Source organism: Pseudomonas sp. HMSC067G02, assembly GCF_001813485.1.
Taxonomy (GTDB): domain Bacteria; phylum Pseudomonadota; class Gammaproteobacteria; order Pseudomonadales; family Pseudomonadaceae; genus Pseudomonas; species Pseudomonas aeruginosa.
The window spans coordinates 88,168-103,819 of sequence record NZ_KV812688.1 but is presented as its reverse complement, the minus strand read 5'-3'; the positions used below and the strand labels follow the sequence as shown (position 1 = coordinate 103,819).

The 15,652-nt window shown below is 66.1% G+C and carries 12 protein-coding genes; 7 read left to right on the top strand and 5 right to left on the bottom strand.

Translation table 11 applies throughout. The features are described 5' to 3' along the window. Nucleotides 1–55 precede the first annotated feature (55 nt). A complete protein-coding gene (locus tag HMPREF2914_RS17945; RefSeq protein WP_023092463.1) occupies nt 56–2,092 on the top strand; it encodes an OPT family oligopeptide transporter in 2,037 nt (678 codons plus the stop codon). A 107-nt stretch (nt 2,093–2,199) separates the two neighbouring features. Here the strand turns inward: HMPREF2914_RS17945 and betT are convergent, their stop codons facing one another. From betT to HMPREF2914_RS17930, 3 genes are all read right to left on the bottom strand, one after another. Further along, nucleotides 2,200–4,161, bottom strand: a complete 1,962-nt coding sequence (betT, locus tag HMPREF2914_RS17940; RefSeq protein WP_003119234.1) for a choline BCCT transporter BetT — start codon at nt 4,159–4,161, stop codon at nt 2,200–2,202. A 189-nt stretch (nt 4,162–4,350) separates the two neighbouring features. Continuing rightward, on the bottom strand, nt 4,351–5,325 hold the full coding sequence (locus HMPREF2914_RS17935; protein WP_021265241.1) for a sigma 54-interacting transcriptional regulator: 975 nt from the start codon (nt 5,323–5,325) through the stop codon (nt 4,351–4,353). 175 nt (nt 5,326–5,500) lie between these two features. Further along, on the bottom strand, nt 5,501–6,280 hold the full coding sequence (locus HMPREF2914_RS17930) for a MetQ/NlpA family ABC transporter substrate-binding protein (protein ID WP_003093057.1): 780 nt from the start codon (nt 6,278–6,280) through the stop codon (nt 5,501–5,503). 437 nt (nt 6,281–6,717) lie between these two features. Between HMPREF2914_RS17930 and cioA the strand changes: the two genes are divergently transcribed. The 3 genes from cioA to HMPREF2914_RS17915 are packed head-to-tail and all read left to right on the top strand — an operon-like array spanning nt 6,718 to nt 9,379. Next, nucleotides 6,718–8,184 carry a cyanide-insensitive cytochrome bd quinol oxidase subunit I gene (cioA, locus tag HMPREF2914_RS17925; RefSeq protein WP_003093054.1) on the top strand — a complete coding sequence of 489 codons (1,467 nt, stop codon included), beginning with the start codon at nt 6,718–6,720 and terminating at the stop codon, nt 8,182–8,184. A 3-nt stretch (nt 8,185–8,187) separates the two neighbouring features. Further along, the gene (cioB, locus tag HMPREF2914_RS17920) at nt 8,188–9,195 is read left to right on the top strand and encodes a cyanide-insensitive cytochrome bd quinol oxidase subunit II (protein WP_003093053.1); all 1,008 of its coding nucleotides are present in this window, start codon (nt 8,188–8,190) and stop codon (nt 9,193–9,195) included. 13 nt (nt 9,196–9,208) lie between these two features. Then, on the top strand, nt 9,209–9,379 hold the full coding sequence (locus HMPREF2914_RS17915) for a DUF2474 domain-containing protein (protein WP_003093052.1): 171 nt from the start codon (nt 9,209–9,211) through the stop codon (nt 9,377–9,379). A gap of 271 nt (nt 9,380–9,650) precedes the next feature. Here the strand turns inward: HMPREF2914_RS17915 and HMPREF2914_RS17910 are convergent, their stop codons facing one another. After that, on the bottom strand, nt 9,651–10,439 hold the full coding sequence (locus HMPREF2914_RS17910) for an AraC family transcriptional regulator (protein WP_003110797.1): 789 nt from the start codon (nt 10,437–10,439) through the stop codon (nt 9,651–9,653). 101 nt (nt 10,440–10,540) lie between these two features. Between HMPREF2914_RS17910 and HMPREF2914_RS17905 the strand changes: the two genes are divergently transcribed. After that, nucleotides 10,541–11,722 carry an MFS transporter gene (locus HMPREF2914_RS17905; RefSeq protein ID WP_023092464.1) on the top strand — a complete coding sequence of 394 codons (1,182 nt, stop codon included), beginning with the start codon at nt 10,541–10,543 and terminating at the stop codon, nt 11,720–11,722. A 56-nt stretch (nt 11,723–11,778) separates the two neighbouring features. Here the strand turns inward: HMPREF2914_RS17905 and HMPREF2914_RS17900 are convergent, their stop codons facing one another. Continuing rightward, nucleotides 11,779–12,954 carry an acetyl-CoA C-acyltransferase gene (locus HMPREF2914_RS17900; protein WP_003110795.1) on the bottom strand — a complete coding sequence of 392 codons (1,176 nt, stop codon included), beginning with the start codon at nt 12,952–12,954 and terminating at the stop codon, nt 11,779–11,781. Nucleotides 12,955–13,135: 181 nt separating this feature from the next. On the opposite strand from HMPREF2914_RS17900, the gene HMPREF2914_RS17895 reads away from it, so the two are divergent. Continuing rightward, nucleotides 13,136–14,818 carry a fatty acid--CoA ligase gene (locus tag HMPREF2914_RS17895; RefSeq protein WP_003103012.1) on the top strand — a complete coding sequence of 561 codons (1,683 nt, stop codon included), beginning with the start codon at nt 13,136–13,138 and terminating at the stop codon, nt 14,816–14,818. Between the two features lie 211 nt (nt 14,819–15,029). Continuing rightward, nucleotides 15,030–15,652 (top strand): DUF1302 domain-containing protein (locus HMPREF2914_RS17890; protein ID WP_049263061.1); only part of this gene is annotated, 623 nt, incomplete at its 3' end.

The following is a 15,652-nucleotide window of genomic DNA, read 5'->3' as shown; positions in this document are numbered from 1 at the left end:
GGCGTGCCGCTCTCGCCTAAGCTTGGCGGGTCAATTGTTTCGAGAGTTTTCATCCATGCAAGAACGCATTCCGGATGAGCTGACCCTGCCAGAGCTCACCCTGCGTGGCCTGATCCTCGGTGCGCTGATCACCGTGGTCTTCACCGCCTCCAACGTCTACCTCGGGCTGAAGGTCGGCCTGACCTTCGCCTCGTCGATCCCGGCGGCGGTGATATCGATGGCCGTCCTGCGCTACTTCTCCGGCGCCAACATCCTCGAGAACAACATGGTGCAGACCCAGGCCTCGGCGGCCGGCACCCTGTCCTCGATCATCTTCATCCTTCCCGGCCTGCTGATGATCGGCTACTGGAGTGGCTTCCCGTTCTGGCAGACCGCGGCGATCTGCTCCATCGGCGGCATTCTCGGGGTGCTCTATACCATTCCGCTGCGCCGGGTGATGGTGGTGCAGAGCGAACTGCCGTATCCGGAAGGGGTGGCGGCGGCGGAAATCCTCCGGGTCGGCAGCGACGGCGCCGAGGACGAGGAAGACGCCCGCGCGCCGCGCGCCACCGGCAACGCACCGGGCCTGTACGACATCCTCGGCGGCGGCCTGGTGGCGGCGCTGTTCAGCCTCTGGAGCAGCGGCTTCAAGGTCCTCGCCGAAGGCTTCAGCGTCTGGCTCAGCGCCGGGCAGGCGGTGTTCCGCCTGTCCACCGGTTTTTCCCTGGCGCTGGTTGGTGCCGGTTACCTGATGGGCATCACTGCCGGCATCGCGATCCTCATCGGCGTGGTGGTCTCCTGGGGCGTCGCGGTGCCGCTGCTGACCGTCAACAGCGTGCCGGCCGACGGCCAGAGCCTGTCGGACCTGGCCACCCAACTGTGGAGTTCGCAGGTGCGCTTCCTCGGCGCCGGCACCATCGGCGTGGCCGCGCTGTGGACCCTGGCGACCCTGTTCAAGCCGATGGTGCGGGGCGTCTGGGCCTCCCTCGGGGCAGTGCGCGGCAATAGCCAGGCGAGCAGCCTGCGCACCGAGCTGGACATGCCGGCCAAGTGGATCCTGCTGATCGCCGGGATACTGCTGGTCTCGCTGTTCGTGGTCTTCAGCCACTTCCTCGGTGCCGCCGCGCCGGACATGGCCGGCCCGCAGTTCTGGAGCCTGGTGGCGGTATGCGTGGTGTTCGCCTTCTTCTTCGGCTTCCTGATCGCCGCCGCCTGTGGCTACATGGCCGGCCTGGTCGGTTCGTCGAGCAGTCCGATCTCGGGGATCGGGATCATCGCGGTCATCCTGGTGTCGTTGCTGATCCTCGGCTTCGGCAGCATCGAGGGCGGCCTGCTGGACCGCCAGAACGGCAAGCTGGCGATCGCCCTGGCGCTGTTCACCACCTCGGTGGTGCTGGCCATCGCGGCGATCTCCAACGACAACCTGCAGGACCTCAAGACCGGCTACCTGGTCGGCGCCACGCCCTGGCGCCAGCAGGTCGCGCTGATCGTCGGCTGCATCGTCGGCGCGCTGGTGATCCCGCCGGTACTGGAACTGCTCTACAGCGCCTACGGCTTCACCGGGGCCCTGCCGCGCGAGGGAATGGACCCCGGCCAGGCCCTGGCCGCGCCGCAGGCGACCCTGATGACGGCGATCGCCAGCGGGATTTTCCACGACGCGCTGAACTGGAACATGATCCTCATCGGCGTCGCCCTGGGCATCGCCCTGATCCTCGTCGACCTGCTCCTGCGCCGTACCGGCAAGGCCTGCCTGCCGGTGCTGGCGGTGGGCCTGGGGATCTACCTGCCGCCGACCATCGGCATGACCCTGGTGGTCGGCGCGCTGATTTCCTGGCTGCTGGAAAATGCCCTGAAGAAGCGCGCGGCGGGAGCCGGGGTCGACGAAGAGACCTATGCCGAAGAGCCGAAGCGACGCGGCGTGCTGCTGGCCTCGGGGCTGATCGTCGGCGAGAGCCTGATGGGCATCCTGCTCGCCGGGGTGATCGGCGCCACCGGCGAGGACGCGCCGCTGGCGCTGGCCGGCGCCGGTTTCGCGGGCATCGCCCAATGGCTGGGACTGGTGGTATTCGTCGCGATCTGCGTGCTGTTCTACCGGCGAGTGCTGGCGCGCTGAGGGATTCGCGGCTGCACGGGGATGGGATGTTGCCGCTAGCGTCATTCCCTGCGGTCAGGGACGGAGGATGAGGGAAGGGGCGCCCTGCGCGCCCCCTTTTCCTGCACTCAACGCACCAGGTGCAGGAACTGCAGGTGCCGCTCGTACTGGTCGAGCATGTCGTTGATGATCTGCTCCTTGGTGTAGCCCATCAGGTCGTAGTCCTGGCTACCCTCGGCGAGATGCACCTCGGCACGGAAGTAGCGGCGGTTCTTCAGGTGCAGGCCGCCCATGCCGGCACGCGCGAAGGACGGCGTGAAGTAGCCGCGCATCAGCACCTGGTAGAGGAACCGATGCTGCTCGCCATGACCGATCTCCAGGCTCAGCGAGGCGTTGCCCGGGTCGAGCTGGGCGTCCACCGCCAGGCCCTTCTCGCGGAACACCTCGGAAACCTCGCTGATCGCCGGGCGCACCACGTCGTTCATGAAGCGGTACACCTCGTCCCGCGAGGGGAAGTGCACGGCCTGCGACAGGCGTCGCTTCCAGCCGCCGGAGCGCTTGCCGTTGCCGCTCATCAGCGGCGCCAGGGAGTGGCTCCGCGCCCGCTGGCGCTGCGACTCCATGTAGAAGGCCTTGTGCAGGCCCCACATCATCAATAGCAGGATCAGCGAGAAGGGCAGGGAGGTCAGCACCACCGCCGACTTCAGCGCGTCGATGCTGCCGGCGAACAGCAGCCCGCCGGTGACCAGCGCGGTGACCGAGCCCCAGAACACCCGCAGCCACTTCGGTCCGTCGTCGTCGGCGCTGCCGCCGTGGGCGGAGAGGGTGGAGAGGACCACGGTGCCGGAGTCCGCCGAGGTGACGAAGAAGACGAAGCTGACCAGCACAGTGACGGTGATCACCGCGCGGCTCCAGGGGTAGTTCTGGAGCATCTGGTAGAGGGCCATCGACGGCTGCTCGATGGCCACCCGGCCGAGTTCGCTGGCGCCGCCGAGGGCCTGCTCCAGGGCGCTGTTGCCGAAGATCGACATCCACGCCAGGGTGAAGCCGAGCGGGATGAACAGCACGCCGAAGACGAATTCGCGGATCGTCCGGCCGCGCGAGATGCGCGCGATGAACAGGCCGACGAAGGGCGCCCAGGCGATCCACCAGGCCCAGTAGAACACCGTCCACGAGCCCAGCCAGTCGCTGGGACCACCGTAGGCGTAGAGGTCGAAGCTCTTGCCCGGCAGGTGGCCGAGGTAGTCGCCGACGTTCTGCACCAGGGTGTTGAGCAGGTGCTGGGTCGGACCGGCGAACAGCACGAACAGCAGCAGGCTGCAGGCCAGCAGCATGTTGATGTCGGAGAGGATGCGGATGCCCTTGTCGACCCCGGAGACCGCCACCGAGATCGCCGCGCCCATCATCAGCACGATGAGCGCCATCTGCACCGGGTGGGTATGCGGGATGGCGTACAGGTAGTCCAGCCCGGAGTTGAGCTGGAGCACGCCGAAGCCCATGTCGGCGCCGAGGCCGAACACCGTGGCGATGATGCCGAAGCAGTCCACCGTGTAGCCGATCGGCCCGTTGATGCGCTTGCCGATCAACGGGTAGAGCGCCGAGCGCAGGGCCAGTGGCAGGTTGTGGCGGTAGGCGAAGTAGGCCAGGGCCATCGCCACCAGGGCGAACACGCCCCAGCCGTGCAGGCCCCAGTGCAGGAACAGCAGTTCCATGGCCTGCCGCGCGGCTTCCTGGGTACCGGCCTCGCCTTGCGGCGGCTGGAGGAAGTGGGTCAACGGCTCGGATACGCAGAAGAAGAACAGGGTGATGCTGATGCCGGCGGCGAACAGCATGCCGGCCCAGGACAGGTAGCTGAATTCCGGCTCGTCGTGGTCGGCACCGAGCTTGATCTTGCCGTAGCCGGAAAGCGCGGTGACCACCACGAAGATCAGGTACAGCGTCATCGCCAGCAGGTAGTACCAACCGACGGTCTGCGAGGCCCAGGTCTGTGCGGCCAGCAGCCATTCGCCGGCGCGCTGGGGGAAGCCGATGACCACCGCGGCGAACAGCAGGATCAGGATCGCCGCACCGTAGAACACCGGGGGATTCATGCGGATGGGCGTGGGGGTGGAGGGGGTGGCGGAGGGCGATTGTGCGTCAGTCAAAACAGGCTGGTCTCCTCGTCCTTAATTTGATCAAGCGTTCAATATAAACACGATCAAGGGCCCGGGAGCCAATCCTTCGGACGTATGGGAGCCTTCGGCGCCGCGCTTTTCCCGCACGTTCGCCGAAGGATTCCTTCAGTTCGCCGCCAGTCCCAGGCGCCGCCTTCCCGCCTCCTCGTCGCCGCCTGCCTGCTCGGTGGCCAGTTGCAGGAGCAGGGCCTGTACCTGCTCCAGCGACGGCGCTCCGGCTTGGCCGAGCAGGCGCCGCAGACCGGCCAGCGATGGGTCTGGCGTTGCCCCGCCAAAATTCAGATGCTGCGGCAGGATTTCTTCCTTGTCGCTGACCAGCAGGGCGAAGTGGACGACGTTTTCCAGTTCGCGGATGTTGCCTGGCCAGGGATAGCTCTCGAGGATCCGCTGGGTCTCCACGCCGATGGCCGGCACCGGCAGGTCCAGGCGCTGGGCATAGACACCGACGAAGTATTCCGCCAGCGGCAGGATGTCTCCCGGACGTTCGCGCAATGGCGGCAGGCTCAGGCGGCCGTCGTGCAGGTACTGCTGCAGGCCGGCCAGGAACTTGCCGGCGCGCACCGCCTGGTCCAGGTCGACGCTGGTGGCGGTGACCAGGCGCACGTCATGGGGAATCGGCTGCTGCGCGCCGACCCGCAGCACCTCGCGTTCCTCCAGCGTCTGTAGCAGCCTGGCCTGCAACGTCAGCGGCAGGTCGCCGATCTCGTCCAGGTACAGGGTGCCGCCATTGGCCGAACCGAACCAGCCGGCGCGGCTGCCGACCGGGCCGTTGTGGGCGCCGGGGGCGTAGCCGAACAGCTCGGCTTCGGCGTGGTTGCGACTGAGGGCGCTGCAACTGACCGCGACGAACAGACCGGCGCGTTCGCTGTGGCGGTGGATCTGCCGGGCGAGCAGCTCCTTGCCGGTGCCGGTCTCGCCTTCGATCAGCACCGGCTGGCCCTGCGGCGCGAGGCGCTCGAGTTCTTCGCGGACCCGGTGCGAGCGTGGGTCGAAGAACACCAGGGCCTTGGCGCGGATGCTCAGCGGACTGCGGTCGGCGTCGGGGAAGGTCAACGGCGCGGGGCGTGGTTTCTCGCTCATGGGTAACTCCTTGACGGCACGGGGCGCCTCCAGCGCCTGCGCCGCGACGACGGACCGGGACGGCTGCGGGCGGGGGCCGTTGCGGAAAAAGAAACGCCGGTGCAAGCCATGCGACACCGGCGTGAACAAGGGGCGCTGCAACGGCGCCCAGCGTGGGAGTCGGGACGGGCTGGGGTCAGAAGGCCGGGACCACCGCGCCGGCATATTTCTTCTCGATGAAGGCTTTCACTTCCGGGCTGGTCAGCGCGGCGGAAAGCTTCTTCAGGGCGTCGCTGTCCTTGTTGTCCGGACGTGCCACCAGGTAGTTCACATAGGGCGAGTCGCGGTCTTCCAGGACCAGCGCGTCCTTGGCCGGGTTGAGCTTGGCCTCCAGCGCGTAGTTGGTGTTGATAAGGTCCAGGTCGACCTGGTCCAGCACGCGCGGCAACAGGGCCGATTCGAGTTCCTTGAACTTCAGGTTCTTCGGGTTCTCGGCGATGTCCTTGGGCGTGGCCAGGGCGTTGTTCGGGTCCTTCAGCTTGAGCAGGCCGGCCTTCTGCAACAGCAGCAGGGCGCGCCCGCTGTTGCTGCCTTCGTTGGGGATGGCGACGGTGGCGCCGTCGGGCAGCTCGGCCAGCGACTTGTATTTCCTCGAATAGCCACCGAAGGGTTCGACGTGTACGCCGACCACGGTGACCAGGTTGGTGCCCTTGCCTTTGTTGAAGTTCTCCAGGTACGGCAGGGTCTGGAAGTAGTTGGCGTCCAGACGCTTCTCGGCGACCTGCACGTTGGGCTGCACGTAGTCGGTGAACACCTTGATCTGGAGGTCGACGCCTTCCTTCGCCAGGGTCGGCTTGATGAGTTCGAGGATTTCCGCGTGAGGGATCGGCGTGGCGGCGACGATGAGCTTTTCCGCGGCGCTGGCGGAAACGCTGATGACGGAGGCCAGGGCAGTCAGCAGGAGCAGTTTTTTCATTCTTCGATCCTTGTAGGGCGATGTCCGCCGCTGCGCGCAGGGCGGTGAAGGAGGGGCGCCAACACGCGAGGGGCGGCTTGAAGGGGAGAGTAGCGACTCTTTTTATTCCATAAAAATATTATTTATTTATTTTTATATTCTATTAATGAATATGCGAGGGCTGAGGCAATTTGTCTCGCGACAACCGACCACAGCAGGACGGTCTAGGCTAACGGGTAAGATTTTCGTACCGAATTGCTCTGCATCAAGGCGGGTGGTCCGGGAATCTGCTTGCGACCCTTCCCGCATTCCTGCCATCCAGGGCTGCGGTCGCTTTCCAATGACAAGAACGATAGCTGAAGGATGTGTTCCAAAACCTTGCGTAGCGTTGCGCGTGAGGAAGCACGGCCGAATCCGCACGTAAGCCGGAAGGGCCGAGAACCTGAAGAGGAGTTGCCATGTTCGGATTGGAGGCTATCGACCTTGCCCGCATCCAGTTCGCGTTCACCGTGTCCTTCCACATCATCTTCCCGGCGATCACCATCGGGTTGGCCAGCTACCTGGCCGTACTGGAAGGCCTCTGGCTGAAAACGAACGAAGAGGTCTACCGCGACCTCTATCATTTCTGGTCGAAGATTTTCGCGGTCAACTTCGGCATGGGCGTGGTGTCCGGGCTGGTCATGGCGTACCAGTTCGGCACCAACTGGAGCCATTTCTCCGACTTCGCCGGGTCCATCACCGGTCCGCTGCTGACCTACGAGGTGCTCACCGCGTTCTTCCTCGAGGCCGGTTTCCTCGGCGTCATGCTGTTCGGCTGGAACCGCGTGGGACCGGGCCTGCATTTCTTCGCCACGGTGATGGTGGCGATCGGCACGCTGATCTCGACGTTCTGGATCCTCGCTTCCAACAGCTGGATGCAGACCCCGCAGGGCTTCGAGATCGTCGACGGCCGGGTGATCCCGGTGGACTGGGTGGCGGTGATCTTCAACCCGTCGTTCCCCTACCGCCTGCTGCACATGTCGGTCGCCGCGTTCCTCGCCACCGCCTTCTTCGTCGGCGCCTCGGCCGCCTGGCACCTGCTGCGCGGGCGCGACAACCCGGCGATCCGCAAGATGCTCTCGATGGCCATGTGGATGGCGCTGATCGTCGCCCCGGTACAGGCGCTGATCGGCGACGCCCATGGCCTCAATACCCTGGAGCACCAGCCGGCGAAGATCGCCGCGATGGAAGGCCACTGGGACAACAGCAGCGGCGAGCCGACCCCGCTGATCCTGTTCGGCTGGCCGGACATGCAGCGCGAGGAAACCCGCTTCAAGGTGGAGATCCCGGTGCTCGGCAGCCTGATCCTCAAGCACAGCCTGACCGAGCCGATCCCGGCGCTGAAGGACTTCCCGCCGGAAGACCGGCCGAACTCCACCGTGGTGTTCTGGTCGTTCCGGATCATGGCCGGCCTCGGCATGCTGATGATCCTGGTCGGCGTCTGGAGCCTGTGGCTGCGCTGGCGCGGCCAGGACAAGCTGTTCAACTCGAAGGCCTTCCTGCGCCTGACCCTGCTGATGGGACCGTCCGGCCTGATCGCGATCCTCGCCGGCTGGTTCACCACCGAGATGGGCCGCCAGCCCTGGGTGGTCTACGGGCTGATGCGCACCGCCGACGCCTCCTCGGCGCAGAGCGTGACGCAGATGAGCCTGACCCTGCTGACCTTCGTGGTGGTGTACTTCTCGCTGTTCGGCGTCGGCATCGGCTACATGATGCGCCTGGTGCGCAAGGGCCCGGTCACCCATGAGGGACGCGAGACCAACCCGGGAGGCGCCGGGCAGAAGCGCACGCCGGCGCGGCCGTTGTCGGCCGCCGGCGAAGGTTTCGACGAAGAGCACGACGGCCACGCGCAAGCGGCCGACCGCGACCAGGACAAGAGGAACTGAGACATGGGTATCGATCTTCCCCTCATCTGGGCGGTCATCATCATCTTCGGCATCATGATGTACGTGGTGATGGACGGCTTCGACCTGGGCATCGGCATGCTCTATCCGTTCTTCAAGGACAGCGGCGACCGCGATGTGATGATGAACACCGTGGCGCCAGTCTGGGACGGCAACGAGACCTGGCTGGTGCTGGGTGGCGCGGCGCTGTTCGGGGCCTTCCCGCTGGCCTACGCGGTGGTCCTGTCGGCGCTCTACCTGCCGTTGATCTTCATGCTCGTCGGGCTGATCTTCCGCGGCGTCGCCTTCGAGTTCCGCTTCAAGGCCAAGCCGGCCAAGCAGCACATCTGGGACAAGGCGTTCATCGGCGGTTCGCTGGTGGCGACCTTCTTCCAGGGCGTGGCGCTGGGCGCCTTCATCGAAGGCATCCCGGTGGAGAACCGCAGCTTCGCCGGCGGTTCGCTGGACTGGATCGCGCCGTTCCCGCTGTTCTGCGGCCTGGCCCTGATCGTCGCCTACACCCTGCTCGGCTGCACCTGGCTGATCATGAAGACCGAAGGCCGCCTGCAGGAGCGCATGCACGACCTGGCGCGCCCGCTGGCGCTGGTGCTGCTGGCGATCATCGGGGTGGTCAGCCTGTGGACGCCGCTGGCCCATGCCGAGATCGCCGCACGCTGGTTCAGCCTGCCGAACCTGTTCTGGTTCCTGCCGGTGCCGATCCTGGTCCTGGTGACCTTCTATGCGCTGCTGCGCTCGGTGGCCAACAACGACCACGTGAAGCCGTTCGTGCTCACCCTGGTGTTGATCTTCCTCGGCTACAGCGGCCTGGGGATCAGCCTGTGGCCGAACATCATCCCGCCGGCGGTGAGCATCTGGGAGGCCTCGGCGCCGCCGCAGAGCCAGGGCTTCATGCTGGTCGGCGCGCTGTTCATCATTCCCTTCATCCTCGGCTACACCGCCTGGAGCTACTACGTGTTCCGCGGCAAGGTGAAGCACGGCGATGGCTATCACTGAGGAGGCGCCGCATATGGTCCGTACGCCGAGTCATCCCGAACGAGATAGCGCGGCCAAGCCACCGCTCTGGCGACGCCTGGCCTGGCTGGCGGGTATCTGGACCGCCAGCGTGCTGGCCCTGGGCGTCGCCGCCTGGCTGATGCGCCTGTTCATGAGCGCGGCGGGGCTGGGCGTCCCGCACTGATCGACGATCCCATCCGGGCGCTCCGGCGCCCTTTTCCGAGAGCCCTCCGCTGGAGGGCTTCTTTTTGTCCGCCGATCCGCCAGTGCTTGGTGTTGCGCCGTAGGGCGTCAATCCTCGCGTTCCCGCCTTGCACCATCCAGGCCGGTTCGGCGGATAACCGCGCTGCGGGAGCCTTGGCGGCGGATGCGCCCTAGCGGCGCCTTGGTAGGGCGAATGACGCCGCAGGCGTTATCCGCCGATCCGCCATTGCTTGGCGTTGCGCCGTGGGGCATCAGTCCTCGCGGCCCCTGACCCGTGCCAGTTGCTCCAGTCGCCCCAGGTAGTCGCGCGGGGTTTCGCCGAGCAGGCGGCGGAACATGCTGCTGAAGGCCCGCGTACTGCCGTAGCCGAGGTCGCGGGCGACCACCTGCACGCTGTCGCCGGCCAGCAGGCGCGGCAGGGCTTCGGTCAGGCGCAGTTGCTGGCGCCACTCATGGAAGCTCATCTGCAATTCCTGGGCGAACAGCCGCGCCAAGGTGCGCGAGCTGGCGCCGACCCGCAGGCCCCAGTCATCGAGGGTCAGCCCCAGTTCCGGCTGTTTCAGCAATGCCTGGCAGATCGCCTGCAAACGGCGGTCGCGGGGCATCGGCAGGTACAGCGGCATCCGTTCGAGGTTGGCGATCTCGCTGAGGATCAGCTCTTGCAGGCGCTGGCGGAAGTCGTCCAGGCGCGGCTGGCTCTCGAGGTGGATGGCGCGCAGGATCATTTCCCGCAGCAGCGGCGTCACCGCCAGTACGCAACAGTCGTTTAGCGGTGTCGGTGTTTCGGGTTGCTCGATGAACAGGGTGCGCATGTGCACCTCGCCGGACATGAATATCTCGTGCTCCACCCGGGGCGGAATCCATACCGCGCGGGTCGGCGGGATCACCCAGGCGCCGTGGTGGGTGGCCAGGCGCATCAGGCCGCGAGCGGCGTAGAGGAACTGCGCCTGCGGGTGGAAATGCCGCCCCAGGTGATGGCCGTCGGGGAAGTCGAGGGAGATGGCGGCCAGCAGGCCGTCCGGGCGGTGCTCGATCAGCATGTCCGTTTCGATGACCTCGCTGTCCTGTCTGCGCTTTTCGGTCAACCTATCATGCCCGGGTCATGACGCCCATTCCTCACCGACCATTCAGACCGCACGCCATGAACCGACCTCGAACCGTTATCCGCTTCATCAACGCCGCGCATGTCATCGACCATATGTTCATGCTGATCTTCCCCGCCGCCGTGCTCGGCATGGCCGGCAGCTTCGACCTCGACTACGCCGGTCTGATCGGCCTGTCGCTGGGCGGTTTCATCGCCTTCGGCGCCTGTTCGCTGCCGGCCGGCTGGCTGGGCGATACCTGGAGCCGGCGGCGGATGATGCTGCTGTTCTTCTTCGGCATCGGCGCCGCCGCGCTGCTCACCGGGCTGGCCGGCAGCGTACCGATGCTGGTGACCGGGCTGACCCTGATCGGGGTGTTCGCCGCGATCTACCACCCGGTCGGCACCGCGATGCTGGTGGCACACGCGGAGAACCGCGGCCGCGAGATCGGCATCAACGGCATGTGGGGTAACCTCGGGGTCGCCTTCGCCGCGCTGCTTACCGGCTTTCTCACCGCGCACTTCGGCTGGCGTGCGGCGTTCATCCTGCCCGGCGGGGTGGCCATCCTGCTCGGCATCGGCTTTTTCTTCTGCGTGCGCGAGGAGCCATCGCCGCACCTGTCGGCCAAGGCCGCGGCGCGTGGCGAGGACAGCGAGGGTCTGTCGATGCGCCGGGTGTTCGGCGTGCTGGCGCTGGTCACCGCCACCGGCGGGGTGGTGTTCAACGCCAGCACCGTGACCTACCCGAAGCTGTTCCAGGAGCGCCTGAGCGACTTGCTGGCGTCGCCGCAGACCCTTGGCGTGGTGGTCAGCCTGGCCTATGCCTTCGGCGCGGTGGCGCAACTGATCATGGGCCGCCTGATCGATCGCCTGAACCTGAAGTTGCCGTTCGTCTTCCTCACCTTCTGCCAGGTGCCGCTGCTGCTGGCCCTGGCCTACGGCCACGGCAGCGCGGTGGTGCTGTTCGGCGCGCTGTTCATGTTCGCGGTGTTCGGCCAGGTGACGGTGAACGACGCGATGGTCGCCCACTTCGTCGCGCCGCAGTGGCAGGCGCGGGTCTTCGCCCTGCGCTATTTCCTGTCGTTCGGTGCCAGCGCGGCGGCGATCCCGATGATCGCCTACCTGGAGCCACGGCAGGGGCTGCTGGGGTTGTACCTGGTACTGGCGGGCTTCGCCGCGCTGACCTTCGCCGCGGCGCTGGTGTTTCCGCGTCCGGCGCGCAGCGCCGCGGTGGGCGCCTGAGGAAGAGGGCGCCCGGACAGCACGAGCCGGCCGGGCGTCGATGGCTCAACGCCGTATCAGAGCAGTTCGAGCGCCACGGCGGTGGCTTCGCCGCCGCCGATGCACAGCGAGGCGACGCCGCGCTTGCCGCCTTTCTGGCGCAGGGCGTTGATCAGGGTGAGGATGATCCGCGAGCCGGTGGAGCCGACCGGATGGCCCTGGGCGCAGGCGCCGCCATAGACATTGACCTTGGCATGATCGAGGCCGTGTTCGCGCATGGCGAGCATGGTGACCATGGCGAAGGCTTCGTTGATCTCGAACAGGTCGACGTCGTCCTTGTTCCAGCCGGTCCTGGCGAACAGGTTGGTCATCGCGCCGATCGGCGCCAGGGTGAACTCGCTCGGGTCCTGGCTCTGGGTGGCATGGCCGACGATTCGCGCCAGCGGCTTCAGGCCACGGCGCTGGGCTTCCTCGGCGGTCATCAGGACCAGCGCGGAGGCGCCGTCGGAGATCGAGCTGGCATTGGCGGCGGTGATGGTGCCGTCCTTGCGGAACGCCGGCTTGAGGCTGGGGATCTTCTCCAGGTTGGCGGTCAGCGGTTGCTCGTCGTCCTTCACCACGTTCTCGCCCTTGCGGCTGGTGACGGTGACCGGGACGATTTCCGCCGCCAGCGAGCCATCGGCGATGGCGGCCTGGGCGCGCTTGAGCGATTCGATGGCATAGGCGTCCATCTCCTCGCGGGTCACGCCGTACTTGTCGGCGGTCTCCTGGGCGAACGAACCCATCAAACGGCCGGTGCGGGCGTCCTCAAGGCCGTCGAGGAACATGTGGTCCTTGATCTCGCCGTGGCCCATGCGCAGGCCGCTGCGGGCTTTCTCCAGGACATAGGGCGCGTTGGACATGCTTTCCATGCCACCGGCGACCATCACCTGGTTGGTGCCAGCCTTGAGCAGGTCGTGGGCCAGCATCACCGCCTTCATCCCGGAGCCGCACAGCTTGTTGATGGTGGTGCAGCCGGTGGCGGCGGGCAGGCCGGCCGCCAGCGCGGCCTGGCGGGCCGGGCCCTGCTTCAGGCCGGCGGGCAGGACGCAACCCATGATCACTTCCTGTACGTCCTCGGCGGCGATGCCGGCGCGCTGCACCGCTTCGCGGATCGCGACGGCACCCAGGTCGACCGCGGAAACGCCGGCCAGGCTGCCCTGGAAGCCGCCCATGGGAGTACGGGCGCCGGCGACGATGACGATATCGGACATGGAACGTTACCTCTTGTTCTGGATAGGGTCTGAACGATTCAGTGGGCGGATTCTATCTTGTGACCAGGAGGCTCCGAAAGGTCACGGGGCAAATCACTCTTTTGACTGATGAACAAAGCCCGCCGACGGCTCTAGAGTCGGCCTCATCCTGACAACGAACCCGCTCCCAGGTGTACGCCCCATGCTGAAGACCCGTCTCATCCCGGCCGCCGCCGGCGCTTATCAGTATCCGTTGCTGATCAAGAGCCTGATGCTTTCCGGCCGTCGTTACGAAAAGAGTCATGAAATCGTCTACCGCGACCAGGTGCGCTACAGCTACGCCACCTTCAACGAGCGCGTCGCGCGCCTGGCCAACGTACTCAGCGAGGCCGGGGTGAAGGCCGGCGACACGGTGGCGGTGATGGACTGGGACAGCCATCGCTACCTGGAATGCATGTTCGCCATCCCGATGATCGGGGCGGTGCTGCATACCATCAATATCCGCCTCTCCCCGGAGCAGATCCTCTACACCATGAACCACGCCGAGGATCGCTTCGTGCTGGTGAACAGCGAGTTCGTCCCGCTCTACCAGGCGGTGGCGGGGCAGCTGGCCACGGTGGAGCGGACCATCCTGCTCACCGATGGCGCGGAGAAGAGCGCGGAACTGCCCGGCCTGGTCGGCGAATACGAGTCGCTGCTGGCCGCGGCCAGCCCGCGCTACGACTTCCCCGATTTCGACGAGAACTCCATCGCCACCACCTTCTACACCACCGGCACCACCGGCAATCCGAAAGGTGTGTATTTCAGCCACCGGCAACTGGTCCTGCACACCCTGGCGATGGCTTCGACCATCGGCAGCCTGGACAGCATCCGCCTGCTCGGTACCAGCGACGTGTACATGCCGATCACCCCGATGTTCCATGTCCACGCCTGGGGCACTCCGTACGTGGCGACCATGCTCGGGGTCAAGCAGGTCTATCCCGGGCGTTACGATCCGGAACTGCTGGTCGAACTGTGGAAGCGCGAGAAGGTCACCTTCTCCCACTGCGTGCCGACCATCCTGCAGATGGTGATGAACGCCAGGGCTGCCCAGGGCGTGGACTTCAAGGGCTGGAAGGTGATCATCGGCGGGAGCGCGCTGAACCGCTCGCTCTACGAGGCGGCCAAGGCGCGCGGCATCCAGCTGACCGCCGCCTACGGCATGTCGGAGACCTGTCCGCTGATTTCCTGCGCCTACCTCAACGACGAACTGCTGGCCGGAAGCGAGGACGAGCGCACCACCTACCGGATCAAGGCCGGCGTGCCGGTGCCGCTGGTGGATGCGGCGATCATGGACGAACAGGGCCGCTTCCTCCCGGCCGACGGCGAGTCCCAGGGCGAGCTGGTGTTGCGCTCGCCATGGCTGACCCAGGGGTATTTCCGCGAACCCGAGCGCGGCGAGGAGTTGTGGCGCGGCGGCTGGATGCATACCGGCGACGTGGCGACCCTGGACGGCATGGGCTTCATCGAGATCCGCGACCGCATCAAGGACGTGATCAAGACCGGCGGCGAGTGGCTGTCCTCCCTGGAGCTGGAAGACCTGATCAGCCGCCATCCGGCGGTACGCGAAGTGGCGGTGGTCGGGGTGCCCGATCCGCAATGGGGCGAGCGCCCGTTCGCCCTGCTGGTGGTGCGCGAGGGCCAGCAACTGGACGCCCGTGGCCTGAAGGAGCACCTCAAGCCTTTCGTCGAGCAGGGCAACATCAACAAGTGGGCGATCCCCTCGCAGATCGCGGTTGTTACCGATATTCCCAAGACCAGCGTCGGCAAGCTGGACAAGAAGCGCATCCGTATCGAGATCGCCCAGTGGCAGGAAGCCGGCAGCGCCTTCCTGTCGACCGTCTGACGGGGCTTTCCTACACCGCTGAAACGCCCGGAGGCCAAGCAAACGCTTGGTCTCCGCGTTTTCGCGACCGCCCGGTCATTCTCCATCCGCCGCAAAGGCGCGAGCCAGAGTGGTTGCGCCGCGCAAATCACACTTTCGAGGGATCAAGCGGCAGGCAGCGCTAGCTATAGTCCACGCACTCATAACAAAAAACACACATGGAGTAGCGTCGATGACAACCCGTAATCCGTTCTCGCGTCGGGCCCGGTTGCCGTTGGCCGTCAGCCTGGCTTCCTCGCTGGCGGCTCCGGCCTTTGGGGTGACCTTCAACATCGGGGAAATCGAAGGTTCCTTCGACTCGGCGTTGTCGGTCGGGGCCAGCTGGTCGACCGCCAAGCCGAACAAGAACCTGATCGGTGTGAACAACGGCGGCAAGGGACTTTCCCAGACCTCCGACGACAGCCACTTGAACTTCAAGCGTGGGGAAACGTTCTCGAAGGTCTTCAAGGGCATCCATGACCTCGAGCTGAAGTACGGCGATACCGGTGTGTTCCTGCGCGGCAAGTACTGGTACGACTTCGAACTGAAGGACGAGCACCGCGAGTTCAAGGACATCGACGACAGCGGCCGCAAGACCCTGGCCAAGTCCTCCGGCGCCGAACTGCTCGACGCCTTCATCTACCACAACTATGCCATCGGCGATCTGCCGGGCAGCGTGCGCCTGGGCAAGCAGGTGGTGAACTGGGGCGAGAGCACCTTCATCCAGAACGGCATCAGCGCCATCAACCCGATCGACGTCACCGCCTTCCGCCGGCCCGGCTCGGAGATCAAGGAAGGCCTGATCCCGGTGAACAT